At 63.8% G+C, this 24,491-nt stretch carries 21 protein-coding genes and 1 riboswitch; of the genes, 8 read left to right on the forward strand and 13 right to left on the reverse strand.

Annotation, left to right across the window (positions count from 1 at the left end; all coding sequences use genetic code 11):
* A partial coding sequence (locus tag NN5_RS26625) for a hypothetical protein (protein WP_217998674.1) occupies positions 1 to 203 on the forward strand: 203 nt, incomplete at its 5' end.
* On the opposite strand, the gene NN5_RS16555 is transcribed toward NN5_RS26625, so the two are convergent.
* Both NN5_RS16555 and NN5_RS16560 read right to left on the reverse strand, forming a co-directional pair.
* Complete coding sequence (locus tag NN5_RS16555; RefSeq protein ID WP_084385000.1) at positions 197 to 4,456, reverse strand: translocation/assembly module TamB domain-containing protein; 4,260 nt, start codon at positions 4,454 to 4,456, stop codon at positions 197 to 199. The two genes, NN5_RS26625 and NN5_RS16555, sit on opposite strands and share 7 nt — an antisense overlap.
* Positions 4,456 to 6,822, reverse strand: coding sequence for an autotransporter assembly complex protein TamA (locus NN5_RS16560; RefSeq protein WP_084385001.1), 2,367 nt, complete (start codon positions 6,820 to 6,822; stop codon positions 4,456 to 4,458). Before NN5_RS16560 ends, NN5_RS16555 begins: the two co-directional genes overlap by 1 nt.
* A 104-nt stretch (positions 6,823 to 6,926) precedes the next feature.
* On the opposite strand from NN5_RS16560, the gene NN5_RS16565 reads away from it, so the two are divergent.
* The gene (locus NN5_RS16565; RefSeq protein ID WP_067735721.1) at positions 6,927 to 7,976 is read left to right on the forward strand and encodes a YihY/virulence factor BrkB family protein; all 1,050 of its coding nucleotides are present in this window, start codon (positions 6,927 to 6,929) and stop codon (positions 7,974 to 7,976) included.
* 15 nt (positions 7,977 to 7,991) lie between these two features.
* On the opposite strand, the gene NN5_RS16570 is transcribed toward NN5_RS16565, so the two are convergent.
* Both NN5_RS16570 and NN5_RS16575 read right to left on the reverse strand, forming a co-directional pair.
* Positions 7,992 to 8,780 (reverse strand): kinase, encoded by a 789-nt coding sequence (locus NN5_RS16570; RefSeq protein WP_067735796.1) that lies wholly within the window; start codon positions 8,778 to 8,780, stop codon positions 7,992 to 7,994.
* A 58-nt stretch (positions 8,781 to 8,838) separates the two neighbouring features.
* Positions 8,839 to 9,330, reverse strand: a complete 492-nt coding sequence (locus NN5_RS16575; protein ID WP_067735724.1) for an MEKHLA domain-containing protein — start codon at positions 9,328 to 9,330, stop codon at positions 8,839 to 8,841.
* A gap of 167 nt (positions 9,331 to 9,497) precedes the next feature.
* On the opposite strand from NN5_RS16575, the gene ribB reads away from it, so the two are divergent.
* The 3 genes from ribB (at position 9,498) to NN5_RS16590 (ending at position 12,383) form a co-directional block, all read left to right on the forward strand.
* On the forward strand, positions 9,498 to 10,811 hold the full coding sequence (gene ribB, locus NN5_RS16580; RefSeq protein WP_067735727.1) for a 3,4-dihydroxy-2-butanone-4-phosphate synthase: 1,314 nt from the start codon (positions 9,498 to 9,500) through the stop codon (positions 10,809 to 10,811).
* 1 nt (position 10,812) lies between these two features.
* The gene (gene ribH, locus NN5_RS16585) at positions 10,813 to 11,235 is read left to right on the forward strand and encodes a 6,7-dimethyl-8-ribityllumazine synthase (protein WP_067735730.1); all 423 of its coding nucleotides are present in this window, start codon (positions 10,813 to 10,815) and stop codon (positions 11,233 to 11,235) included.
* 584 nt (positions 11,236 to 11,819) lie between these two features.
* Positions 11,820 to 12,383, forward strand: a complete 564-nt coding sequence (locus NN5_RS16590; RefSeq protein WP_067735733.1) for a helix-turn-helix domain-containing protein — start codon at positions 11,820 to 11,822, stop codon at positions 12,381 to 12,383.
* Between the two features lie 130 nt (positions 12,384 to 12,513).
* Here the strand turns inward: NN5_RS16590 and NN5_RS16595 are convergent, their stop codons facing one another.
* From NN5_RS16595 to cysD, 3 genes are read right to left on the reverse strand one after another with little or no spacing between them, the layout of a single operon-like run.
* Positions 12,514 to 13,251, reverse strand: a complete 738-nt coding sequence (locus tag NN5_RS16595) for a 3'(2'),5'-bisphosphate nucleotidase CysQ (protein ID WP_067735736.1) — start codon at positions 13,249 to 13,251, stop codon at positions 12,514 to 12,516.
* Positions 13,251 to 15,185 (reverse strand): sulfate adenylyltransferase subunit CysN, encoded by a 1,935-nt coding sequence (cysN, locus tag NN5_RS16600; protein WP_067735739.1) that lies wholly within the window; start codon positions 15,183 to 15,185, stop codon positions 13,251 to 13,253. Before cysN ends, NN5_RS16595 begins: the two co-directional genes overlap by 1 nt.
* Positions 15,185 to 16,087, reverse strand: coding sequence for a sulfate adenylyltransferase subunit CysD (gene cysD, locus NN5_RS16605; protein ID WP_067735742.1), 903 nt, complete (start codon positions 16,085 to 16,087; stop codon positions 15,185 to 15,187). Before cysD ends, cysN begins: the two co-directional genes overlap by 1 nt.
* 107 nt (positions 16,088 to 16,194) lie before the next feature.
* On the opposite strand from cysD, the gene NN5_RS16610 reads away from it, so the two are divergent.
* Both NN5_RS16610 and NN5_RS16615 read left to right on the forward strand, forming a co-directional pair.
* Positions 16,195 to 17,283, forward strand: coding sequence for a helix-turn-helix transcriptional regulator (locus NN5_RS16610; RefSeq protein WP_067735745.1), 1,089 nt, complete (start codon positions 16,195 to 16,197; stop codon positions 17,281 to 17,283).
* A 528-nt stretch (positions 17,284 to 17,811) separates the two neighbouring features.
* Positions 17,812 to 18,471 (forward strand): helix-turn-helix transcriptional regulator, encoded by a 660-nt coding sequence (locus NN5_RS16615; RefSeq protein ID WP_169801005.1) that lies wholly within the window; start codon positions 17,812 to 17,814, stop codon positions 18,469 to 18,471.
* Positions 18,472 to 18,571: 100 nt separating this feature from the next.
* Here the strand turns inward: NN5_RS16615 and NN5_RS16620 are convergent, their stop codons facing one another.
* Both NN5_RS16620 and thiE read right to left on the reverse strand, forming a co-directional pair.
* Entirely contained in the window at positions 18,572 to 19,129 is a 558-nt protein-coding gene (locus NN5_RS16620) for a CDP-alcohol phosphatidyltransferase family protein (protein WP_067735751.1), read from the reverse strand.
* Positions 19,113 to 19,769 (reverse strand): thiamine phosphate synthase, encoded by a 657-nt coding sequence (gene thiE, locus NN5_RS16625; protein WP_067735754.1) that lies wholly within the window; start codon positions 19,767 to 19,769, stop codon positions 19,113 to 19,115. The genes NN5_RS16620 and thiE overlap by 17 nt, the downstream gene beginning before the upstream one ends.
* Before the next feature lie 85 nt (positions 19,770 to 19,854).
* Here thiE and NN5_RS16630 point away from each other — a divergent pair, with 85 nt between their 5' ends.
* Positions 19,855 to 20,373, forward strand: a complete 519-nt coding sequence (locus NN5_RS16630; protein WP_067735757.1) for a hypothetical protein — start codon at positions 19,855 to 19,857, stop codon at positions 20,371 to 20,373.
* Positions 20,374 to 20,474: 101 nt separating this feature from the next.
* Here NN5_RS16630 and NN5_RS27325 read toward each other — a convergent pair whose 3' ends face one another.
* From NN5_RS27325 to NN5_RS16650, 4 genes are all read right to left on the reverse strand, one after another.
* Entirely contained in the window at positions 20,475 to 20,816 is a 342-nt protein-coding gene (locus NN5_RS27325) for a lysozyme inhibitor LprI family protein (protein ID WP_373280343.1), read from the reverse strand.
* A gap of 153 nt (positions 20,817 to 20,969) precedes the next feature.
* Positions 20,970 to 21,878, reverse strand: a complete 909-nt coding sequence (locus tag NN5_RS16640) for a homoserine O-succinyltransferase (RefSeq protein ID WP_067735763.1) — start codon at positions 21,876 to 21,878, stop codon at positions 20,970 to 20,972.
* Positions 21,879 to 21,916: 38 nt separating this feature from the next.
* Positions 21,917 to 22,023: riboswitch (SAM-I-IV-variant riboswitch) on the reverse strand.
* Positions 22,024 to 22,328: 305 nt separating this feature from the next.
* Positions 22,329 to 23,240, reverse strand: coding sequence for a fructose bisphosphate aldolase (locus NN5_RS16645; protein ID WP_067735766.1), 912 nt, complete (start codon positions 23,238 to 23,240; stop codon positions 22,329 to 22,331).
* An 86-nt stretch (positions 23,241 to 23,326) separates the two neighbouring features.
* Positions 23,327 to 24,463 carry an acyltransferase family protein gene (locus tag NN5_RS16650; protein WP_245656565.1) on the reverse strand — a complete coding sequence of 379 codons (1,137 nt, stop codon included), beginning with the start codon at positions 24,461 to 24,463 and terminating at the stop codon, positions 23,327 to 23,329.
* Positions 24,464 to 24,491 lie beyond the last annotated feature (28 nt).

Genomic DNA, 24,491 nt, shown 5'->3' on the forward strand with positions numbered 1-24,491 from the left:
GCGTGCCGCGAATGCTGTTCACTTGCCCGGTCATCTCTGGCGCAGCGCTGGTCCCGCCGAGGTGGAACTTCGCGCTCCATTCCGATTCCAGCCCCCGCCGCGTCGTAGCGTTCGTCGAAGTCCGGCTGACGCTTGCCGCAGGCGGTGAGAGCCATGGCCAGCGTCAGCGCGAGTACGATCGGGCGCAGCGGTATCATCAGTAGTTCTTCTTGATCTGGACGTTGACGCTGTTGGCGCCCGATCCCCCGGCCTGGCTGAGGACGGAAAGCCATTTGGTCACGCTCACTTCAAGCTGGGTCGCCGTGAAACCGCGAGCATCGGTGATCAGCTCGACGTAGATATCATCGGTCAGGTAATGCCCTGCCGCAACCGCGGTGCCGCGTCCCGTCGCCTCGTCCGCGCCGAGGATGCGCAACCGGTCGATCCCGGCGGCCGAGCGCAGCTTGCCCAGCGGATTGAGGCCGCCCCCCGTCCCGCGCAGCGCATTCAGCGAACTGGCGAGCTGCACCGCCTGGAGCGCAGAAAGATTGGCCACCGAGCTACCGAACAGGATGCGCGAAAGCACTTCGTCGTCGGGCAGCGAAGGCGAGGAACTGAAACTGATCTTCGGGTTCATCGCCTGCCCCGAAACGACCACGCTGACATCCACGTCCTCGATCGTGTCGGAGGCGGTGATCGCCACGGTCGGATCGATGGTCTTGCCGCCCGTGAAGGTGATCAGCCCTTCCTCGATCTTGAACGAATGCCCAGCGAAGCCCAGCGTGCCGCGAATGCTGTTCACTTGCCCGGTCATCTCTGGCGCAGCGCTGGTCCCGCCGAGGTGGAACTTCGCGCTCCATTCCGATTCCAGCCCCATCCCGGAAACATAGAGCTTTTCCGGTGCCCTGAGGTTCAGATCGAGACGGAGGAGCGCAAGAACGCTGGTAAAGGCCGGTGCATCCTCATCGCCGGTAACGCGCGTGACGCCCCTGCTCGGCTTGAAGCGCACGCCGGCAAGGCGGGGCACTTGCGCGGCCCCTTCGCGCACGATCTGATAGCGCGTCTCGGGCAGTTTCAGGTCTCCGCTCAGGAGGGCCCGCTCACCGGCAGCCTTGGTCAGATGCAGCGTTCCCGTCGCCGTTGCGGCAAGCGCATTGCTGCGCGCCAGACGGGCATTGTCGAGCGTTACCGAGAAATCCATCGGATAGCCTGCCGCGGCGGCCAGGCTGACCGTGCCGCTGGCACTGAGGGAGCCGCTGCCTGCCTTGGCCGTAAGCGACGTCAGTTCCAGCGAATCGCCCGTGAACTTGCCGGACAGGTTCATCCCGGTAAGCCGGGTGCCGTAGGCAAGGTTCTCGTAAGTGATGTCCTTGCCCTGCAACACGCCCTTCAGGCACGGATCGGACAGCCGGCACGAGAAGTCCGCAGCGAGGCCTACCGAACCGGAAAAAGTCTGCCCGCCCTGCCCTGCAAACGAGAAGAGCGTGTCGGCCGGGCCATTGTAGCGGATGCCGCCGCCAAGCGGGGCCTGCATCAGCCGGGTGGTCCACGGCTCTTCGCCCTGCGGCAAGGGACGCAGGGTCGCGACAAGACGTCCGATCACCGAACCGCGCCGCCGGATCACGGCCCGCGCCTCGCCGCCGTCGGGCAGCAGCTTGCCGACGAAATTGACATCGACGGGCTGGCTGACAGTGCTGGCGCTGGTGCGGGTGAAATCGCTCACGGTCAGCCGCGCATCGGCACGCGGGAAAGCGGACGGCCCCGTCTGTTCGAAATCCAGACTGCCGCTCGCCTTGCCGCCGATCCCGTATCCCGGCCAAAAGGCATTCACGAGCGCCATGTCGATGCCTTCGAGCCGGCTCTGCAGCTTCATGCCGGAGCCGTAAGTGCCCGCAACCCGCACCGTGCCGCCGCCGATGGAGATCGCGGTGGGCAGCAGCTCATAGCCGTCCGCCCTGGGAACGATGCGCGCCGGGCTCGCGGTCCTGATCGTCTGGCCGCGCATCCGCCCGCGCATCGCCACGCGCCAGAGGTCGGGCGTCAGGTCGGCATTGATGCCGAGGCGGAACGGCACGCCGCTCACGCCCTCGATCAGCGCCTTGGCCTTGCCGCGCCCGTCACGGTAATCGACCAGCACGCGCCCGGCGGCCAGATCGAAATCGCCCAGTTGCGCGCCGGAAAGCTGCACATCGGCCACGATCAGGGGCTGGTCATAGAGGACCGCCCGGCCATCAATGATGGCAGACCCGATCGCCAGCTTGGCAGGCCCGTCGAACACGGCATTGTTCGCGCGCAAGTTGAAATCGACGGCCTGATATTTGTCCTGGGCACCGAGTTTGAGCGCGCCGCCCACCCCGTTGCCCTTGGCCGTGAGTTCCCCGGCGAAAGGACCGGAAGGTGTCTGGACGAGGTGGCCGGCGAAGCTGACGCCGGACAAGTTGGCCTCGTTGATCGCAAGCGTTGCCGCCTTCCCGGTGCCCAGCGTGACATCGGCCTTCAGCGGTCCGTAGTCGGTGTCGCTGGTCAGGGCGAGCCGATAGCCCCCCTCCGCTCCCGTGACGCGGGCATCGAGGTTGGCAAGGCCGATGCCCAACCCCGGATGCTCCGCCGTCACATGCGCGTCGGGATTGCGGATCGTTCCCGCCACCTTGACGCCGATCGCGCCATAGCGCTGCGAAGTGCCATCCGCGTTGAGGGCAATGCGGCCATCCGGTGCCCACAGGCCATTTCCGCCGGTGATCCGCAGATCGGGCGCGGTCAGGCGCAGGTTCGAGAACCGCACCGCCCCGTCGGAGCCGTAACGGACATCGCTCGACGCGGCGAAGTTGCCGCCGAGATAAGTCTGCAGGTTGTCGTTCAGCAGCTTCGTCGATTGCGCCTTCACGGTTCCCTGCAGGGCAAAGCCCCGGGCCTCGCTCTTGAGGTCCATGTTGGTGGTGATGTTGAAGATACCGACGCTGGCAAGGCGGTAGTTGTCGATCCGGCCGTCGATGGCGCCGGTGTAGAGGCCCTTGCTCACATCGGCCACGAGGATCAGACCGGCGTCGATCCGGTCCGACCGCAACCGCATGTTGTCGGACAGGATGCGCGTACCCTGGATCGCCAGATCCCCGTTCAGAGTGACATTGGGAAGAGTCCCGCCCGTCGCGGTATCAAGCCCGGTCACGCGCTGCACTTTCGCGGCAACGGGGATGGTGATGTGGTCCGCATCGACTTTGGCCGCACCGCTCGCAGCGAGGTCTTCCAGCCCGATATCGCTCATGACCAGGCGCCGGGCATTGAGCTGATAGGCCACGGCCGGGGTGGCGAAGGCACCGTCGAGCGTCGCCAGCGCGCGCAGTCCCGCCCCGCTCAGGTTCGGGGCAAGAGCAGCAGGCTTGAGCAGTTCGAACGCGAGCTGGAGTTTGTCGAACCGGTTCTCGGCCAGATCGACCGTACCGGTCGGCGTGAGATTGAAGGTATCGCTGGCAATCATGCCCGAAAGCCGGGCGCGGCGCTGGTCGAACGCAGCCGAAACGTCGAAGCGTGTCACCGGGCCCAGAAGGCTGGCAGCCTGTCCGCTGAACAGCCGGGCCAGCCGCACCGGCCCCTGGATCGCGAAAGTGCCGTTGCGGGCAGTCAGCGAGAGGCGGGCCAGTTCCCCCTTGCCCAGATCGGCATTCAGCGCCCCGTTCCAGGCGGCCCAGTCACCCTTGCCGCTGACTTTGAGCTTCAGGGGCTGGGTCAGACCGCCCAGCGAGGCGATGAGCCCACCGGTCGGAGCATCCATGTCGAGGTCGATGGCCAGCCGATTCTTCGCGGGAACCGCATCGAGATCGAATGTGAAGGCATCGCCGCCTTCCTTCCCTTCGATCGCGATCGTGCCGCCCTTTGCCTTCACTTGCGCACGGCCATCGGCGATATGGGCGCTGCCGTCGATCGTCACGATGCGGCGTTCGCCGGATACCGGGGGTTCGGCAATGAAGCGGTCGATGCGCAAGGTGCCGACGTCGATGTCGATATCCGGCAGGAGCGGCTCGTCGCTTGGCGGCGTCTTCTTGAACACCGGCACCCGCCGCAGGATCATACGCCGGGCAATGGCACTGCGGACATCCACATGGTTGTCGAGATAGGCGAATGGCCGCCAGTCGACCTCGATCGCGGGCGAAAAGAGGAATTCGCCCTTGGTATCGCGCACCGAAAGGTCGTGCAGCGTCATCCTGCCGTAGAGCGATCCATCGATCCGCCCGACGGAGATGCGCATACCATTCTCGAACTTGAGCCCGGCGATCTGGTTCGCGACGAAGCGGTGGCCGGGGCCGGTATCGATCCCGAAAATGACCGCGAGGACGAGCGCGGCAAGCCCGAGCACGGCCAGCGCCAGCGTCTTGAGCGCACGCACCTTGGCGCGTTGCCACAGCGTCGGCCGCGCGGTTGCGCTGTCATCGGCAGCAGCATCTGCCGCGATCACGTCCGGGATACCGTCTTCCCCCGCCATCAGAATGCCTGCCCGATCGAAACATAGACATTGATCAGCGATTCACCGGAGCGGCGATTGACCGGTGTCGCCACGTCGAGACGGATCGGGCCGAAATTGGTGTAGAAGCGGCCGCCGAGACCCACGCCGTAACGCAAGTCGGACAATTGCGGCATCGTTTCGCGATAGGCTTGCCCGGCATCGACGAAGGCCACCACGCCATAATTACCGAAACGGTAGCGCGCCTCGATCGAGCCTTCGTTGAGGCTGCGCCCGCCCACCGGCTTGCCATCCGGCGCCTGTTCACCAAGAGCCTGATAGGCATAGCCGCGCACCGACCCGCCGCCGCCCGCATAGAGCCTGCGCGAAGGGGCGATGTCGAACAGCCCGGTTCCCTGGATCGTGCCCAGCCGGATCCGGCCCGCCAGGATCAGGTTGTCGCTGACCGAATAATAGGTCGAAGCGTCCAGGCGGGCCCGGACATAAGGATTGAATCCCCCGTCTATGGTCGTTTCGGGCTGGACCAGCGCCGTCAGGCGAAAGCCCTTCGCGGGATTGAGCAGGTTGTCGGTGGTATCGAAGCCGAGCTGCCCGTTGAGCCCCGCGACGTAATACGTGTGGCGCTTGCGGTCTCCGCTCTCCGCATCGTAGTCGGTTTCGGCCGTCGCCAGCAGTTCCACGCCATAAGCGTAAGTATGGCGCTTCTGCCAGAGCGGCGTGGAATCGCGGCTGATATGCGCGGCCAGGCGGCCGGTATAGGCACTGTAAGCGTCGTAGCTGTTGTGAAAGGCCTCCGCCGTCAGTTCGAATGTCCGGTCGCGCTTGCCGGCGTTGGAGCGCCGGAACGTGACACCTGCTCCCTGCTTCTGGGTGCCCGCCGTGGCACTGGCGATCAGCGCACCTTCGGGCGGGAACAGGTTGCGATGGGTCCAGGTCCCCTGCGTGGTAAGCCCCTCTCCCGCGGCATAGCCCAGCGAACCGGCAATCGTGCGCGGGGGACCAGCTTCCTGATGGACGTGGAGCGTGACGTATTCGGTGCCGTCGCTCTGCGTTTCCCCACTGCGCTCGGGCTCGACCGAGACAGCGCGGAACAGGTTGGTGGCCACCAGCGCCTTGCGCAGATCATCAACCTTGCGGCTGTCGTAGATCTCGCCGTGCTTGAACCGGGACAGCACGCGGATGTGATCGGCGTTGAAAGCCAGATCGCCATCGGTCCTGAAACTGTCGAAACGGCCGCGCGGCCCCACCGTAACCGGCAGGGTATAGACGCCCTCTCCCGTATCCCGGTCGAGTAGGATGTCGCGATCTCCGACTTCGGCGAAAGGATAACCGTTTTCGGGCAGGGCCACGGCAACCCGCGCCTCGGCGCCCTGCACCCGGTCGGCAATGATCGGCGCGCCGGCCTTCAGGGGAAGATTGTCTGCAATCAGGCCGGGCGGCTCGGTCGGGTCCGCCTTGATCACGATATCCGAAAAGACATAGCGCTTGCCGGGATTGACCGAGAGGAGAGCGACAAGCCCCTTGCGCGTCTTGTCCCGTGACGGGGTAAGCCGGGTGCGGACGACCGGCGAATACCACCCTTCGGAGGCCAGGATCGTCTGGAGCAACTGGCTGTCTTCGTTCAGCCGCGCCCGCACCATGGCCGTGTTGGCGGCTTTTCCATCGCCCTTTTTCAGCGCGGAAAATGAATTGAATTCGCCCTTGAGGCTTACATCCGTCTGCTTGTCGGCCTCATCCAGCCCCTGGAGATCGATCGAGTAGGCAACTTCCACCTCTTTCTCATCAGCGGATTCGTCTTCGGCGAACTGGACCGGCGTAACCTCGAAAGTATCGAGCGACGGTAGCGGTGCGGCAAGCTCGGTGTCGTTTACCGGGGCATCGCCGATTTCCCCGGCCGTATCCCCGCCGGACAGCGCCGTATCGCCTGACGACGCGGCCTGCTCTGCATCCGGCTTGGCATCCGATTGCTGCGCGGCCAGCCTGCGCTCGAACGCCTCGATCGATTCCAGCGGCTTGTCCAATTCCGGATCATCCGTCGCATCGAGCGAAGGAACCGAGGAATTGAATTCCTTGTCGGAGATGACCGGTTCGACCTTGGGCAGCGCCACATCCGCCGGCGGCGCAGGCACGGCGACTTGCCCGGCTTCCAGCGCCCCTTCCCCGGCCGCGTCCTGCGCCGGTGCGGAAGCCTGACCAGTCGAATCTTGAGCGCCAGAATCCTGAGCACCAGAATCCTCACCGGCCGAAGCCTGTTCGGTCTTCGGCGCCGTATCCTGCGCCAGCGACGGCGCGGCCGAGGCGGCAAGGCCAGCCGAAAGAGCAAGCAGCCCGGCGCCCCGACGGTAACGAAGGCCAACAAGGGCCGGCTGATCGATTAACCAGGGCATGGGAAACGCTGCGAATCACTCCATTGCAAGACCCGAATGCACGATCTCTCCTGAACATCGCTATCGCATTGCAACTGCGAAAGTTCCCGTGCAGACTCGGCCTCATGCCGAAACGGGACATCCCGGCTTGCGAACAGCCCCCGGGCGCCATGGCGGCATCGCCATGGACGATGCCTTGGCCGGCCTGGCGCAGAGTACTCAAACGTGTCTGGGTGATGACGGGGTTTCACGAACTGGGTCTGCTGTCGGCGGGCCTAGCCTTCTACACTTTTCTGGCACTTACGCCACTCATCGCGGCGACCGTGATGATCTACGGGCTCGTGGGCGATGAGCAAACCGTGGGCAGGCAGATGGAAAAACTCGCGCAGGTCCTGCCGCCCGATGCCGCCCATGTGCTCGAAGCGCAGTTGATCCAGATCGTCTCCACCAGTTCGGGCGTGACGGGGCTCGCCCTGGCGATTGCCCTGTTCTTCGCGATCTTCGGCGGAATGCGCGCGGCCAGCGGCATGATCAGCGCGCTCAACATCATCAATGACGAGCACGAAACGCGCGGAACGATCGCCTTGTCACTGCGCCAGGCCGCGCTGACTCTGGCGGCCGTTTTGATCGCCCTGACCGGGGTCGTATCCGGCGGCGTCTTCGCCTGGCTGCAGACCCGGACGAGCCTCTATCTCGGCTCGTCGGCGCAAATGCTGTTCAAGGCGCTCACCTGGAGCGTCGCGATCTGCCTTGGCAGCGCCGGGTTTGCCCTGATCATGCGCTATGGCCCGGACCGCCGCCCGGCCAAGTGGCGCTGGCTGACGCCGGGCTCGCTGGTAGCCACGCTGCTGTGGATCGCCATCTCGTTCGGCTTCTCGCTCTATGTCGCTTACATCAGCGACTACAACGCGACGTACGGATCGCTGTCGGCCGTGGTGGTGTTCCTGATGTGGCTGTACCTCTCGGCCTACGGGGTGCTGCTGGGTGCTCTGGTGAATGCGGAAATCGAGCGGCAGGTTCAATGTGACACGACTGTCGGCCCGCCGCGTCCGCCGGGCGAACGCGGCGCCGTACTGGCCGATATGATCGAAGATGCCATCCCCTCGCTCGAACAGCTGGAGGACCGCAAGCACCGCCGCGCCGCCCTGGCCCGCAGGCAGGCGGACGGAAGCTGAGCACGGGAGCTGAACTCAGCCGCGTTCCCGGATCGCCACCGGGCGCCGCGCGGCATCGAGGCTCACCACCAGATCGGCCCGGCCGGGCATTTCATGCAGGATATGGCGGGTCAGGCGCTCATAGTGGGCAATGAAGCGCGCGATGGCCGCTTCATCCATCACGGCGCCGCCGTTCCCCGCCTCGGCCGCAAGCTCGCGTTCCTGTTCCAGCCGCCAGCCATGCACTACTTCGAAACCGGGTGCGGCCAGCAGGATCAGCCGGTCCAGCCGCGCAAACAGCCTCTGGTACGACTCTGACAGCGCCGCGTTCACATACGTGCGCCACAGCGCGTCGGCATCCTCACGCGCTTCCAGCGCATTGACGGGGGCGAGCAGGTCTTCGGGGGCCTGCGGACGGGCGCCCACGCACCAGCCTTCGAACAGCAGGACTTCACAGCCCCGCGGCGCGCGCGGCCAATCGCATTCGGGTGCGCGGTCGTCGCGCGCCTTGTCGAAGCGGGGCAAGGCGACGGACTCGCCATTGTCCAGCCGGGCAAACAGCGACAGGCCCAGCGCGACATCGTGCGTGCCGGGCACCCCGCGCGTCGCCAGCAGGGGATGGACGTCCCGCGCCAGCGCCTGCCGCTCGGCATGAGTGAAGTAGAGATCGTCGATCGAGAGCACCGCAGCGCGCAAGCCCGCCTCCACGCAAGTGTCCAGAACGGCCCGTGCCAGCGTCGTCTTGCCCGAACCCTGCGCGCCGCACAGACCGATCACGGCCGGGCGCCGCCCGGACTGCGCAAGCGCCGCCTCCACTTGCGCCATGACCGCGCCGACCACGCGCGTATCCGGCCTGTTCGTCGCCGCACTCATCGATACGCCGTCACGGTGCGAAGCAGGCCGCCTGCCCATGACGGCGGCCTTCGGCATCCATGAGGTTCCACACCACCGCCGGGCCGATTCGGAACCGCTTCCCCTTGGCGCTGATGCGGATGCCCGCGTAGTCGTCGATGAAGCCGTTGGCCGTGACCCGGTCCAGCAGGGCCTGCCGCTCCTCGCGCAGGGGCGCTTCTGCCGAGAGTCGCGAAGGCATATGGGTAAAGGCGTCCACGTCGGTTTCGAACGCAGCCAGCGCCGCGGCATTGCCGAAGAAGAAGATCGGGTCCGCCTCGGTTCCGTGCGCAAGGATCGCGAGCGGCGACGCCCAGAGTGCGGCGACCACATCGGCGCTCTCTGCGGCCAGCGGCCGTCCCAGCAAGCGGGCATAGCTCTCCGCGACGAGCGCAATCCGCGCCGCCCGGTCCGGCTCGCGGTAGAGGGCGGGAACCGGCGGAGTCACGCCGCGCCCGCTGCCGCTTCGAGGATCGCTTGCCATGCCGTCGCCTGAAAACTTTCTACTTGTCTGTTCCGGCAGCCGCCCTAGCAAGCCCCACCCCTTTCCGCATTTCAAAAACCGGTCCAGAGCACTCCAAAAGGCCTATTGTCTTTCAATGTGATTTTGATGTACGGGCGTCACATCAAAATGTGAGAGAGGATGTCTCGATGTCCAGCAATGTGATTGAAAAGGTCCGCCAGCTCGTTTCCGAGGGCGGAATGAGCAAGGCCGGCCTCGCCCGTGCGGCAGGCCTTCACGCCAATACCCTTCGCGACTGCACGGAAGCGGACTGGAATCCGACCGCGGAAACGCTGGGCAAGCTCGAACGCGTGCTGTTCTCGAACGACGACCGCGAAGTGCTCGTCTCGATCGAGGAAATCATCGACGAGGCCCGCAACGGCCGCATGTTCATCCTCGTCGACGACGAGGACCGCGAGAACGAAGGCGATCTCGTCATCCCCGCGCAGATGGCGACTCCGGCCGCGATCAACTTCATGGCGACGCATGGCCGCGGCCTGATCTGCCTCACGCTCACCGGCGAACGGGTGGACCAGCTTGGCCTCAACCTGATGAGCCAGAACAACGGCACGCGGCACGAAACCGCCTTCACCACCTCGATCGAAGCGCGCGAAGGCGTGACCACCGGGATTTCCGCCGGGGACCGCGCGCGCACTGTGTCGGTGGCCATCGATGGCAGCAAGAGTCGTGACGATATCGTCACGCCCGGCCACGTCTTCCCACTGCGCGCTCGCGAGGGCGGCGTGCTCGTGCGCGCCGGCCACACCGAAGCGGCCGTCGACATCTCGCGCCTTGCCGGCCTCAATCCCTCCGGCGTGATCTGCGAGATCATGCGCGACGACGGGACCATGGCGCGCATGGACGACCTGATCAGCTTCGCGCGGATGCACGACCTGAAGATCGGCACGATCCGCGATCTCATCGCCTATCGCCGCAAGCATGACCGGATGGTGGAGATGAAGGCTGAACTCAGCTTTCACAGCCGTTACGGCGGCCAGTGGAACGCCCGCACTTATTTCAACAAGGCGACCGGCGACGAGACCATGGCTCTGGTCAAGGGCCGCATCGATCCCGACAAGCCCACGCTCGTGCGTATGCACACGCTTTCGATCTTCTCCGACATTCTCGGCGAGGAACAGGGCGAGCGGGCAGACCTGCTGCAGCGCTCCATGGAAATCATCGCCGAGGAAGGATCGGGCGCGATCGTGCTGATCAACCGGCCGATGAGCCGCCTGGCCTCGCACACCATCGATGTGCGAAAACGAGTTCGCGCCGGGGAGACCCCGGACCTGGAGGAACTGCGCGACTACGGCGTCGGTGCGCAGATTCTCGCCGAACTCGGCATTCACAACATGGTCCTGCTTACCCAAACCCACCATTCGCTTGTGGCGCTGGAAGGTTATGGCCTCAATATCGTCGGCGAACGCGCCATCACGACTGCCCCGGCTGAAGGAGAAAACTGAGATGGCCCGCTTCCTTATCGTCGAAGCCCGTTTCTACGACCACCTCAACGACATGCTGGTGGCTGGCGCCAAGGCCGCACTCAAGGCGGCCGGACACAAGGCGGACGTAATTACCGTGCCCGGTGCGCTCGAAATTCCCGGCGCCATCTCGCTTGCCGATGCCAGCGGCGAATATGACGGTTACGTCGCCATTGGTGTCGTCATTCGCGGCGAGACCTACCATTTCGAAATCGTTGCGGGCGAAAGCGCCCGCGGGGTCATGGCACTGACCATGGACGGCGTTGCCATCGGCAACGGCATCCTGACTGTCGAGAACGAAGCCCAAGCGCTGGTCCGCGCCGATCCGGCCCAGAAGGACAAGGGCGGCGAGGCTGCCAAGGCCGCGATCGCCCTGTTCGAACTGAAAGAGAAATTCGGCGGCTGAATTTTCCAGCAATCACCAGAGTCTCCCCCCTCCTCTTCGGAGGAGGGGAATGACCACTGCCAATAGATCGATTTCAACTTTGTAATTGCGCGGCACCGATCCGGGCGCAGGCGTCCATTTTGATCGAATCTGGATGTTGCCGGTGTTGCCTGCACTTTCCGATCCGGCAGCCCTTCTCCGCGATGGCCATGGGAGATGGCCAGAACGCGGCAATCGCCCGCCTCCCATGCAAAATGTGCAAGTGGGCAAAGCCGCTACTTCTACGGAAAGCTTGAAGCCCTGCCCGCGCCGACCCAAAAGCCGCGGCCAGCGGACTTTACCGTCCATATCGCGATTGCCCCATAGGCGCCTGATGCGAAGAGTTCGCAGTCTTGCCAGGTCTCTCCAATCCGGATTAACCTTACCAAGACGCAGAGCAGTACTGATGTCACTACTTATGCGTATCGGCGATCAATAGAAGTCGAAATCAAAACCGGACCATTCAATCCGATTTTGCTTCGATCGATCTGCCAATCAACGTGAAGTAATTGCTGTGCATTCGGAAGTTGACGAAAGGCGCAGCCCGGCCTTGGTGATCCTCATCGATGAGCAGTACTGGTCAGTTGATGCGTAACAGAGCGAAAGCCATCCGCCTTATCGGCATTGCAAACGAATTGCTCGCCGTAGCCCGCGAACTCGAAATCGGAGAGAAGCCCTCGCTCTCCTCCTACCTGTTTGCCGATGGCGAATACGAAATGGACAAGAGCAGCGCGGCCAAGCAGGATCACCCGATCTGGGTCGAACTGGCCCGCCAGACTTACGACGACCGCCGCCGGCGCACCAAGATCTTCTCGTCGGGCGATCTGTTCGGCGAACCAGCCTGGGACATCCTGCTGGACCTGTTCATCGCGACAAAGGAACGTAGGCGGGTTTCCGTGACCAGCGCCTGCATCGGCTCGGCCGTCCCCTCCACCACGGCACTGCGATGGATCACGATCCTTGAAAGGAACGGATTTCTGGCCCGGGAAGCCGATCCGGGCGATGCCCGCCGGGTCTATGTCAAGCTGAGCGCGCGCGGCTATTCCGCGATGCTCGAATATTTCGCCTCCGCGTCCCGCTCTATCGTGCTGCTCGATGATGCCCCCGCGCAAGCCATGGCCGCACGATAGAGCAAACAAGTCACTCTATTCTTCTCCCCCAAGGGGAAACCGGGGCTTGGGACGAGCCCGGAGACGAACGGGCGGCCGGCACCATACCCCCCCTTGTGCCGGCCGTCCGCAATCGCAGGCATAGCCTTCGTCAGAGGAAGGCCTTCACCTTTTCGAGCACCATGTCCGCGTGCTCCTTACGGCAGATCAGCAAGTCGGGCATGTAGACGTCCTGCTGGTTGTACACGAGCGGGCTGCCGTCGATGCGCGAGGCATGGAGCCCCCAGCCCAGCGCGACCGCGGCAGGCGCCATGCTGTCCCATTCGTACTGGCCGCCCGAGTGCAGGTAGATGTCCGCCTCGCCGCGCAGGATCGCCATGGCCTTGGCGCCCGCAGAGCCCATCGGGACGAGTTCGCCGCCGATCGCTTCGCAAACGCCGGTGGCTTCCTTGGCTGGGCGCGTGCGGCTGACGACCATGCGCAGCTTTTCGGGAGCCGCCGGAATGTCTCCCGGCTGATCCGAACGCAACACGGCGCCGAGCCCCGGCAAGGCCACAGCCCCCAGCACCGGCGCACCGTTCACGGCCATGCCGACATGGACCGCCCAGTCCGTGCGTTCCTCGCCATATTCGCGGGTGCCGTCGACCGGATCGACGATCCATACCCGCTCCTTGGCGAGACGTTCCGCGTTGTCCTTCTCTTCTTCGGAAAGAAGGCCGTCCTCGGGGCGCTGCTGGCGCAGCGCGTGGACGAGGAACTGGTTCGCGGTCTGGTCCCCGGCCTTGCCGAGCGACTTGCCCTCGAACATGCCCGAAGCGCGCACCTGCAGCAGGATCTTGCCCGCCTGATCGGCCAGATGGGCCGCAAGATCACCGTCATTCATGCTCATCACGCGTCTCCCAGCAGAGTGTCGACAATCAGGTTTGCAGCTTCCTCCGGCGACACCAGCGTGGTGTCGATCCGGATTTCCGGATTGCGCGGCGCTTCATAGGGGCTGTCGATGCCGGTAAAATTCTTGAGCTCGCCCGAACGTGCCTTTTTGTAGAGGCCCTTGACGTCGCGCGCCTCGGCCACCTTCAGCGGGGTATCGATGAAGACCTCGAAGAACTCGCCCTCGGGCAGCATCGAACGCACCATCTCGCGATCCGCCTGGAACGGCGAGATGAAGGCGGTGATGACGATAAGCCCAGCATCGGCCATCAGTTTCGAGACTTCGCCGACGCGGCGGATGTTCTCGATGCGGTCGGCCTCGGTAAAGCCCAGATCCTTGTTGAGGCCGTGGCGCACGTTGTCGCCGTCGAGCAGGAAGGTGTGCCGGTTCATCCGGTGCAGCTTCTTCTCGACAAGGTTGGCGATCGTCGACTTGCCCGAGCCCGACAGGCCGGTGAACCACAGCACTGCCGGGGTCTGGTTCTTGAGCGCCGCGTGCTGCTGGCGGCCGATGTCGAGCGCCTGCCAGTGCACGTTCTGCGAACGGCGCAGGCTGAAGTGCAACATGCCCGCGGCCACCGTGGCATTGGTCATCTTGTCGATCAGGATGAACCCGCCCAGCGCACGGTTCTCGGCATAGGGTTCGAACACGATCTGCTTGTCGGTCGTCACCTCGGCCACACCGATGGCATTCAGCTCCAGCGTCTTCGCCGCCAGATGTTCCATGGTGTTGACGTTGACTTCGTACTTCGGCTCCTGGACCGTCGCCGAAACCATCTGCGTGCCCAGCTTGAGCCAGTAGGCCCGGCCGGGAACCATCGCTTCGTCCGCCATCCAGACAATGGTGGCTTCGAACTGGTCCGCGGTCTGCGGCGGATTGTCCGCGACCGAGATCACCGACCCGCGCGAACAGTCGATCTCGTCCTCGAAGCAGACGGTCACGGACTGGCCGGCCACCGCTTCGTCGAGATCGCCGTCGAACGTGACGATCTTGCTGACCGTGCTGGTCTTGCCCGAGGGCAGGACACGGATCTTGTCGCCCGACTTCACGCCGCCGGTCGCGATCAGGCCCGAGAAACCCCGGAAATCGAGGTTCGGACGGTTGACCCATTGCACCGGCATACGGAACGGCTTTTCAGCATCGACCGAGCTGAGCACTTCGACGGTTTCAAGGTGCTCGACCAGCGCCAGTCCAGCATATTGGGGCCCCTTGTACCAAGGGGTATTGTCCGACAGCTTGGTGATGTTGTCGCCCTTGAAGCCGGAAATCGGCATCGCGGTGAAACTCTCGATCCCGATAGACTGCGCGAACGCGGTATAGTCAGCGACGATCTTGTCGAAGACCTCCTGCTTGTAATCGACAAGGTCCATCTTGTTGACGGCCAGCACGATGTTCTTCACGCCGAGCAGGTGGCACAGGTAGCTGTGGCGGCGGGTCTGGACGAGCACGCCCTTGCGCGCGTCGATCAGGATCACCGCAAGATCGGCGGTCGAAGCGCCCGTCACCATGTTGCGGGTGTACTGTTCGTGGCCCGGACAGTCGGCGACGATGAACTTGCGCTTCTCGGTGTTGAAGAAGCGGTAGGCCACGTCGATGGTGATGCCCTGCTCGCGCTCGGCGGCGAGGCCGTCGACCAGCAGTGCGAAGTCGATTTCCTGACCCTGCGTGCCGACTTTCTTCGAATCCGAAGTCAGCGCGTCGAGCTGATCCTCGAAGATCATCTTCGAATCGTAGAGCAGGCGGCCGATCAGCGTGGACTTGCCGTCATCGACGCTGCCGCAGGTAATGAAGCGCAGCATCGTCTTGTGCTCGTGCTGTTCGAGATAGGCGTCGATGTCCTCCGCGATCAGGCTGTCGACGACGTAGACGGGTTCTTCGGTCTTGGTGGTCATCAGAAGTACCCCTGCTGCTTCTTGACTTCCATGCCGGCGCCGCCGGCATCCTTGTCGATGGCACGGCCCTGCCGCTCGGAGGTGGTGGTGAGCAGGGTTTCCTGAATTACCTCGGGGAGAGTCTTGGCCGTGCTTTCAACCGCCCCCGTCAGCGGGTAGCAGCCGAGCGTGCGGAAGCGCACCGAGCGCATCACCGGCTCTTCGCCGGGCCTCAGCGGAAAGCGGTCGTCATCGACCATCACCAGCATACCGTCACGCTCCACAGTCGGGCGTTCCTCGGCGAAGTAGAGCGGCACGATCGGGATGTCGTTGAGGTGGATGTACTGCCAGATGTCGAGCTCGGTCCAGTTCGAGATCGGGAAGACGCGGATCGATTCACCCTTGGCCTTCCTGGCGTTGTAGAGGTTCCACAGTTCGGGGCGCTGGTTCTTCGGGTCCCAGCCGTGCGACTGCGTGCGGAACGAGAAGATGCGCTCTTTCGCGCGGCTCTTCTCCTCGTCGCGGCGGGCACCGCCGAAAGCCGCATCGAAACCGTACTTGTCGAGCGCCTGCTTCAGCCCTTCGGTCTTCCACATGTCGGTGTGGAGCGAGCCGTGGTCGAAGGGATTGATGCCTTTCTCGGCCGCTTCGGGGTTGTGATAGACGAGCAGGTCCATACCCGAGAGCTCCGCCATCTTGTCGCGCAGCTCGTACATCGCCTTGAACTTCCACGTGGTATCGACGTGGAGCAGCGGAAACGGCGGCGGCGAGGGATAGAAGGCCTTGCGGGCCAGGTGCAGCATCACGGCGCTGTCCTTCCCCACCGAATAGAGCATCACCGGCTTTTCCGCCTCGGCGACGACTTCCCGGATGATGTGGATGCTTTCCGCCTCCAGCCTCTCAAGGTGCGTCAGGGTTTTCATTACGCTTCCCTTTGTTGGGTCAGCCCCGTTGTTGGGCCAGTTCCGTTTTCAGGTCGCGAATCTCTTTGCAGGGATGACATTTGCAAAAACCTCCCATATGGGAGGGCATGGCTCTGACCAGTCACGACGAAACCGATCTTCTGCTTCCGCTCTTCAGCGGACTGTCCGAAGATGCGCGCTTTTCGACGTTTCTGGACCGGCTCAGGCGGCGCAGCGGCGCCGAATACATCGGCCTGATCCAGCGCGCAGGCGCAGGACCGCACGCCGAAGTGAGCGAATTTCACGCCGGAATCGATCTTCGCGCCCGTGCCCAGACCACGGATCCGCTCGACACCCATGCGCTCGACCGGTTCCACTACGACAGCCTGCGGCCGGGCCGGGTCTATGCCGTTTCCGAATTCTTCGACCACGACCCGGTCTATCGCGCCGAACGCAAGCGGCGGATGCTGCAGCTGGGCATCGCCGACGAGCGCATCGTGCGCATCCCCGATATCGGCGATGTGAGCGCCTGGCTGATCATGGCCCGTGCCAAGCCCTGCACGGCGACGGACAGCGCCCTGCTGTCGAACCTCGCACCCTATGTCACGGAAGCCTTGCGCGCCGCCATCGAACTGGAACGCAGCCGCATCCAGGCAGCCGTCAGTGTTCAGGGACTGGCGCGCTCGGCAACGGCATGGATGGTCATGGACCGCGAAGCGCGCCTGCTGTCGATCGATCCGCGCCTTGATGCCTGGATGAAGGAAACGCTGGGCTACCACCCGCGCACCGGCGAGCGCCTGCGCGATCTGGGCGTACAGGCCGAGCGCGAATTGATGGCGGCCGCCGCACACTTCACGGGGGGCGAGCCGGGAACGCCCCGCCCTCTCCTGCTCTATGAAGATCCCCGCCTCGAAGCCCTGCTTTCGGCCGCCACGGACATGCCGCGCCGGGCGATGCTGGTGCTGTGCCGCCTGCCGAATGCCCGCACCGCCGAAAGCGTGGACCGCCTCGCCCGCCTGTTCGATCTCCCCAGGCGCGAGGCCGAACTGGCAGTGGCTCTCAACGAGGGGCTTTCGATCGCCGAAGCCGCCGATCGCATGGGCCTGACGCTGGAAACCGCACGCAACTATTCCAAGCGGCTCTACGCCAAGCTGGGCGTACGCGGGCAGGCGGAACTGGTCCGCCTTGTCTGCGACAGCGTGGCGGTGATGGCATAAAGACACGAGCGCTGACAGAAATTGACCTGCCAGCCCCGATGAAAGGACTGACAGGTCGATTTCAGGTCTGCGGCATGAGTCAGGCAGCACAGCTCCTGGTGCGACCCGAGGGCTAGCAGCATGTCCGACAGGCGCCGAGGGAGGAGGGAAGCGCCTGTTGCATTGCAGATCGGCGGAAATAGAAACCGAAGCCCTCTCGCACGAGTCCCGTACTCGCGTGACAGTGTTTTGCCGCAGAAATCCGGTCCGGCCCGGCGCCCTGGCGTTCCGCCAAATATCCAAAGTGCAACAGCATCTATTCTTCCGTGCCTGCCACGCATATTTGCGTTATAGTCGCCCTTCTCGGGGGAGGAGGGACACAGTGCCAGTCTTGCTGAGTAAGGTTTTCCAATTGGTCCAGTTGCCCTGCGGCAATTGGACGATCTTTACGGCCTGCGGTTATTCCAATGCGGCGCGAAGGGCACCACGATGGCCGTGGTGATGGAAAAAATTCTACGAAGCAAGGATTTGCAAGGCCTGTTGAAGGTCATGCTGATCTATTTCAAAGGCAATGGCTTTTCGGCCTGCTTCTACTTCTCCTCGCCTCCCGGAACACTCGGCCATGGCCAGCAAGGTCTGATGGAGCCGCTGCACCACGGCCTGAGCCCTGAGGTGGTCGAGGCCTACCTTTCCGCCAATTTCCAGCGCCTCGACGTCGTGCCGCGCACAGCCATGGCGCTGGGCGTTCCGGTCCGCTGGACCGAGGCCTGGGCCGCCGTCGATGCGACGCCCGACGAACGCGGCTTCCTGCAGATGATGCGCGATCTTGAGATTGGCGATGGCTACACGATCCCGTGCTACGGCCCCAACGGGCATGACGGTTATGTCGGCATCGGCAAGATGACCGAAAGCGCGCGAACCGACGAGAATGCCCTGCGCGAAATGCATCTCGCCGCACAGGCCGCCCATTTGCGGATCTGCGAATTCATGTCGAGCGGCCAGGTCGGAGACAGGCCGCTTTCCATGCGCGAAAGAGAAGTGCTGGACTGGGTTGCACGGGGCAAGAGCAACAGCGTCATTGCGGAGATCCTCGGCATTTCGGCCGGGACCGTCGACACCTACTTGCGCCGGATCTACGACAAGCTGAACGTGACGGACCGGACCTCGGCCGCCGTGCGCGGCATCGGCATGGGGCTTATTGCCGCCTGACGCCGGAGACCGCCACCCGGAGAGACTCAGGCCCTGCCGTCCTTGCCGCGCAGCAGGAACAGGCTGCCGACATCCGAACGAAACCGCTTGAGGCGCAGCGTCACCAGCAGCGATTCGCTCTGTTCGCCGCCACGCCCAGGGCCACCAGGGCGAGAAAGAACGGGCGCGAATAGCCCGCCATGTAGAGCCAGACGAAGAAGGCACCCGAACCCAGCGCCCCCAGCTTCGACAGATAGAGATGATAGGCGGGAAGCCCGCCGAACTTTGCCAGGCAGGCGATCGCCGCCGCGCCATAGCTTGCCAGAAACAGCCAGAGCCAGGGCAGCTCGGACTGCAGGACATGGCCCTCGAAGAGGGCAAGCCCGAGGATGGCGGCGAGCAGCGTCGCGGCATCCGCGATCGTGTCGAGCTTCGCCCCGGTTTCCGATTCCTGGCCGGACCACCGGGCAATCGGCCCATCGACGAGATCGCTGGCGAGACTGACGATGACAAGGATGAAGAAGGCATCGCGATGCCCTGCCAGCGCCATGGCTGCCGCCACCGGCGCCGCACCGATCCGGTAGAGCGTGAACAGGTCCGCGAACTTGAACTTCTTCAGCATCCCGGCCCCGCGCGCATTCCGGATCAGATCATGGCCCGCCTCAGGCCATGGCCGCATTCATGGCTTCGTGGAAAGCCTTCACGGCTGCAACCTCGTCCCCGTTCCACACGGCCCCGCTGACAGCGAGGAAGTCCGCGCCTGCCTCCACCAGCGGGCCGCAGTTTTCGGGCGTGATGCCGCCGATGGCCACACAGGGAATTTCGAACAGCGACTGCCACCATTCCAGCAGATCGAGGCTCGCGGTGTGCTTCACCTGCTTGGTCGTGGTCGGGAAGAAGGCGCCGAAGGCCACATAGTCCGCCCCGGCCTCGCCCGCTTCCATGGCAAGGTGGCGGCTGTCATGGCAGGTCACGCCGATCTGCGCATCGCGGCCGAGCGCCTTGCGGGCTTCTTCCACCGTACCGTCATCCTGCCCGAGGTGCACCCCGTCGGCGCCGATGCGCTTGGCGAGACTGATCGAATCGTTGACGATGAATGCCACATCGCGCTCGGCGCAAATTGCCTGCAAGGGTTCCGCAAGACGCGCCGCTTCATGCTGATCCATGTCCTTCACGCGGAACTGGAATGCCGCGACCGGCGCGGCATCGAGCGCGCGGGCAAGCCGCTGCGGGAAATCCCCGCCGACCTCAAGCGGCGAGATCAGGTAAAGCTGCGTCGGTTCGCGTTCGATTTCGGGCTGGTCGTCATCATCGGTCATGACCGCGCTCTAGCCGCGCGCCGCCGCCACGCCAAGCATTCCCGGCATTCCGGAACCATTCAGCCGCCGGATGTTTCATGGGTGTATGTTGATGCGTGCCCCGCTTGCCTTTGCCGCATCGCTCGGCCTTGCCGGCTGTGCGATCATTCCCTCCCCCGAACCCGGTGTTGCGCCGGCGCCCTCACCCCGGCCGCCGGCACATACTCCCTCGCCGGTGCCGGCCCCGGCCCCGGCTCCAACGCCGATCCCCACGCCTCGGCCCGAGCCCTATACGCCGCCTGCCACGGCTCCCCTTGTCTATGCCGCGCTCGGCCAGACCGTTTCGGTGGACGGCCCAAAAGTCACGCCGCTCAAGGTTCTGGAAGACAGCCGCTGCCCGGCCAATGCCCGCTGCGTCTGGGCCGGGCAGGTGCGGCTGCGCGTCCGGATCAAAACGGGAGTGCGACATCACGATCTGGAGATGACTTCGGGCACCCCGGTCCGGGTAGCGGACGGCACGCTCGAACTCGTCGAGGTCCGGCCGGACAAGTTTACCAACGAGAACAACGGCGCCGTCGAGCCCGGCGCTTATCGCTTCGGGTTTCGATTCATGGGTGGTCTCTAGGCGGCATGGAAAAGTCCGGCGGCTTTTCCGGAAACGCCGACATTGATTCAACAATTGATTCAATAACAGTTCTGCGATCGTGGTGATCTCAAACTCACGACTTATTCAAATCCAGTATCAAAACCCTGAAGCTCCAAGGTCCGTTCCTTTGTCATTCGGATTATGCACCCACTCCCGAGGAGAAAGTGTATAGTTCCGCCATGGCTTTCATATACCTCGCAATTTGCCGTGCGATACTTAAGCCACATTCTTTGCGCCTGCCTGAGTTTTTCTCGGCTGACTGGCCCAACGCGAACGAGAGCCTTTCGGTATTCGTCGTTTAGACGGGCCTCCCAGACCGCAAGATCGTGTTTATTGCACTCGATCATGCCGACCGTGTCCACGGCATCGCAGACGGGGTTCGCTGGATAAGGGTTCTCGATTTGGTCGGGTGCAGTTTGCATTAAAAGAAGAATCGGAATGATCACAGGTTGTTCCCACTTCAGAAACAGTAAACACGTTCATTCTCATGCAACTTTGAATGAACGCTCACACCGATTGCGCAGTCGCCCAGTGCGGCTGATCTGGCGCCGAAAGCTGGCGATCATTCTGGGGACCTACCCCCGCCCGATTCTGGCCACCTCAAACGGCGTCGTCTGGTAAATCTCGTTGATCCAGTTTGCGAACAGCAGGTGGGCATGGCTGCGCCACCTGTTTTCCGGCTCCCGCGCGGGATCATCATCCGGGAAATAGCCATGAGGGAGCTGGCGGCAACCGTCACGCCGGTACTCGTCTCCCAGCGTGCCGGCATCGTATTCCAGATGATTGAACATGTGCAGCGCACCGTGCGCGGGATCGTCGACCAGGCAGGCGCCGGTCTCGTCGCTGGCGGCCAGAACCGTAATGCCCTCCGCGGTGTCCAATGCCTGGGCACAGGCTGCGGCCCAGCGTGAAACCGGGACGCCGAAACTGTCGGAGAATCCCCTGAGATAGGGCGAATGCGGCACCAGATTGCGGTGCCGGAACACGCCGAATGCCTTTTCGGGCAAGTCCAGCTTGGGCACGCCGTGAAAGTATTGCAGCGCCGCCTGTGCCGCCCAGCAGATCGTCAGGGTGCGGTGGACGTGGGTCTGTGTCCAGTCGAGGATCTCGCGCAGTTCGTCCCAATAGTGCACCTCCTCGAACGGCAGATGCTCGACCGGCGCGCCGGTGATGATGAAGCCGTCGAAACGCTCGGTCCGGACATCGCTCCACGGCCGGTAGAACGCGGCCATGTGATCGGCGGAAGTATTGCGGGCGACGTGATCGCTGATCCGCACCAGGGTCAGCTCGATCTGGATCGGCGTGGCGCCCAGCAGGCGGGCAAGCTGGGTTTCGGTGCTGATCTTGTCCGGCATCAGGTTGAGCAGGCCGATCCGCAGGGGCCTGATGTCCTGCCGCACGGCATCGGCCTCGCGCATGACGGAAAGGCCCTCGGCTTCCAGGGTCTGCCGGGCGGGCAAGTCATCGGGGATCGTAATCGGCACTGGCGTTCATTCCTTCGTGCAGGAACGACGCGAAGTGGCTGGGTCCGTTTGGTTGCCGGATCGGCCACATCCCTCTTGCCGAGGTGCCACCTTGCCCGGATCGGCAGGTTGGCGTTGGGCGTCGCCCCAACTCTTGATGCTGGTGCCTATCTAGGACGATGCACCGCGCAGTGCAATATGGGGGGGCAACATCCGGATCCAACCGCCGGTTTCCTACAGGGCCGCGGCCTGTCACACTCCGTGCCGGGGACGTCTCGCCCCGCTCTTTCTCATCGTCGGTTTGCCATATTCACGACTCGACTTCGAGTTGCGAATTATCACCTTGAATACTCTATAGAATTCCAAAACTTCCACGGCGCCGAAGTGGCCAAACTTAGCGAAGTTAAAAACGAAAAGGCGGCACCCCCAAGGGGCACCGCCTTCCACGCTTTCGGAAAATTCCGTTCCGGATCAGGCGGCCGCAGCCGCCTCGATCTTCTGGGTCGAGCCCTTGAAGATGTCGTCGATCGCTTCGCCGAGCGAAGCGTCGAACTCGGCCTCGGTCATCTGCGCGCGCAGGTCATTGAGCAGCGCGCGGCTGAAGCTGGCGATGATGCCCTTGTTCTTCGACAGCTCGACGCAGGCTTCCTTGCGCGTGTAACCGCCCGACAGGGCAACCACGCGCAGGACCTTCGGATGCTCGACGAGCGGATCGAAGGTGCCCGGAACGACCGGCAGTGACAGCTTGAGCATGACCTGTTCGCCCTCGGGCAGTTCGTCGAGGTTCTTGAGGATCTCGGCAAGCAGGATCGTATCGCACTCGGCGCGCGTCTCGCTCTTGATGTTCACTTCGGGCTCGATCATCGGCATCATGCCGTGGCCGAGCACCTGCTTGCCCACTTCGAACTGCTGCTTGACGACGGCGGCGATGCCTTCGGCATTGGCCGAATTGATCACCGAGCGTTCCTTGGTGCCGAACACGCCAAGCGCCTTCGAGCGCTCCAGCAGGGCATCGAGCGTCGGCATCGGCTTCATCAGCTGCACGCCGCTCACTTCGTCTTCCAGGCCCTTGTCGATCTTGATGAAGGGAACGATGCCCTTGGCGATCAGCGCCGCCGGGGTCGGCACGCCGCCCACTTCACCGTCCATGGTGCGCTCGAACAGGATCGCGCCGATGACCTTATCACCAGTGAAGACCGGCGAGGAAATGATGCGCGAGCGCATTTCGTGGATCAGGCCGAACATCTCCTCTTCGGTCGACCAGGCGCCTTCTTCGATGCCATAGCCCTTGAGCGCCTTGGGGGTAGAGCCACCGCTCTGGTCGAGCGCGGCGATGAAGCCGTTGCCGGCGGCCATCTTCGCCTTCATGTCCGAATGTTGCATAATACTCCTCCTGAAAAATTCCAAAAATTTGCAGCGACGTTATCGCCCGCACCTGTGTTTCGCAACTGCGGCAGGAACCGGTGCGATCATACGGCCGGGGCGGAAATCGGCGACTTGCGGCCCCCGTGAAAAATGGCGGAAAGCTTGCGCCGCACCGGCTCGTCGAACCACTTTACCGCGCACCACGACACGGTGAGTGCTGTGCCAATATAGAGCAGCGCACTCAGCAGGGCCGGTACGCCCACATCGTCTTTCAGCCACTTGAACGGGTCGATCAGGGCCCAGTGCACGGCATAGAGCGCGAAGGACACATCCCCGAGAAACTTCGACACCGGTGCCAGCAGGGCCGGCACTTCGAAACGGGACCCCAGCACCAGCAGGATCGGCCAGAGCAGCAGAATGCACATGAGGTCGTATTTGCCGATCGCCGGCGTCTTCACCGGAATGCTCACGCCCAGCCCGAAGCCCACGAACAGGCCGAGAAGATAAGCGATCGCCAGCAGGCACAGGGCGCCCACCCAGCCCTGCGGCCGCACGGCCGGTTGGGGCAAACGGGCAACCAGGGCCCCAAGGGCGAAGGAAAACCCGGTGCGCGCCAGGGCCACCGGCCATTCCTTCCAGAGCGCCCCGATATTCGCACTCTGGCGCACGATCACCACCGGCACCAGTACCCAGGCACTGAGCAGGCAAATGGCCACAAGGCCGATCCATGGCAGCCGGAACAGGAGCGTGACCATGAAGAAACTCGCCACAAGCTCGAAGAACAGCGTCCAGGCCGGCAGGTTGATCGGGAACAGTGCCTGCGTGACCGGCGACGGCAGCATCAGCAGGTTGGCCGGGAGGCTGTAGGCTATCTTGTGCGCGGTCTTCGGACTCCAGTCGTCTCCGGCCATTTGCCCCAGCATCGTTGCCGTGCACAGCAGGATGCCGAGCAGGAACAGCGGATAGAGCCTGATCGCCCGCTGGCGCATGAAGGCCACCACGCCGTAGCCCCGCTCTTTCCAGCGCGCATAATAGGCCTGCCAGAGAACGAACCCCGAGAGCGCAAAGAAGAAATCGACCGCAACATAGCCATGCGGCGCCCGGATGAAGTCGAAATGGAACAAGGCGACGGCCAGCGCGGCAATCCCGCGCATACCGTCAAGAGTGACATACCGCGATGACGGACGCGGCGAAGGCACTGGTGCCTCAGCCACGGCCGCCATGGAACCGTCATCGCTCATCGCAGCCCCCGCACCCTGCGCGCGACAG

This window comes from Novosphingobium naphthalenivorans NBRC 102051 (assembly GCF_001590985.1).
Lineage (GTDB): Bacteria > Pseudomonadota > Alphaproteobacteria > Sphingomonadales > Sphingomonadaceae > Novosphingobium > Novosphingobium naphthalenivorans.

Bases quoted from the DNA above. Each gene is read 5' to 3' on its own strand.
- NN5_RS16565 (WP_067735721.1), top strand. From the start codon at position 6,927: ATGCCGAAACGGGACATCCCGGCTTGCGAACAGCCCCCGGGCGCCATG.
- NN5_RS16630 (WP_067735757.1), top strand. From the start codon at position 19,855: ATGTTGATGCGTGCCCCGCTTGCCTTTGCCGCATCGCTCGGCCTTGCC.
- NN5_RS16575 (WP_067735724.1), bottom strand. From the start codon at position 9,330: ATGGCAAGCGATCCTCGAAGCGGCAGCGGGCGCGGCGTGACTCCGCCG.
- NN5_RS16620 (WP_067735751.1), bottom strand. From the start codon at position 19,129: ATGCGGCCATGGCCTGAGGCGGGCCATGATCTGATCCGGAATGCGCGC.
- NN5_RS16595 (WP_067735736.1), bottom strand. From the start codon at position 13,251: ATGAGCATGAATGACGGTGATCTTGCGGCCCATCTGGCCGATCAGGCG.
- NN5_RS16615 (WP_169801005.1), top strand. From the start codon at position 17,812: ATGCTGATCTATTTCAAAGGCAATGGCTTTTCGGCCTGCTTCTACTTC.
- NN5_RS16570 (WP_067735796.1), bottom strand. From the start codon at position 8,780: ATGGCGCAAGTGGAGGCGGCGCTTGCGCAGTCCGGGCGGCGCCCGGCC.
- cysD (WP_067735742.1), bottom strand. From the start codon at position 16,087: ATGAAAACCCTGACGCACCTTGAGAGGCTGGAGGCGGAAAGCATCCAC.
- thiE (WP_067735754.1), bottom strand. From the start codon at position 19,769: ATGACCGATGATGACGACCAGCCCGAAATCGAACGCGAACCGACGCAG.
- NN5_RS16650 (WP_245656565.1), bottom strand. From the start codon at position 24,463: ATGAGCGATGACGGTTCCATGGCGGCCGTGGCTGAGGCACCAGTGCCT.
- NN5_RS16560 (WP_084385001.1), bottom strand. From the start codon at position 6,822: ATGCCCTGGTTAATCGATCAGCCGGCCCTTGTTGGCCTTCGTTACCGT.
- NN5_RS16590 (WP_067735733.1), top strand. From the start codon at position 11,820: ATGAGCAGTACTGGTCAGTTGATGCGTAACAGAGCGAAAGCCATCCGC.
- NN5_RS16555 (WP_084385000.1), bottom strand. From the start codon at position 4,456: ATGGCGGGGGAAGACGGTATCCCGGACGTGATCGCGGCAGATGCTGCT.
- ribH (WP_067735730.1), top strand. From the start codon at position 10,813: ATGGCCCGCTTCCTTATCGTCGAAGCCCGTTTCTACGACCACCTCAAC.
- ribB (WP_067735727.1), top strand. From the start codon at position 9,498: ATGTCCAGCAATGTGATTGAAAAGGTCCGCCAGCTCGTTTCCGAGGGC.
- NN5_RS16610 (WP_067735745.1), top strand. From the start codon at position 16,195: ATGGCTCTGACCAGTCACGACGAAACCGATCTTCTGCTTCCGCTCTTC.
- cysN (WP_067735739.1), bottom strand. From the start codon at position 15,185: ATGACCACCAAGACCGAAGAACCCGTCTACGTCGTCGACAGCCTGATC.
- NN5_RS27325 (WP_373280343.1), bottom strand. From the start codon at position 20,816: ATGCAAACTGCACCCGACCAAATCGAGAACCCTTATCCAGCGAACCCC.
- NN5_RS16645 (WP_067735766.1), bottom strand. From the start codon at position 23,240: ATGCAACATTCGGACATGAAGGCGAAGATGGCCGCCGGCAACGGCTTC.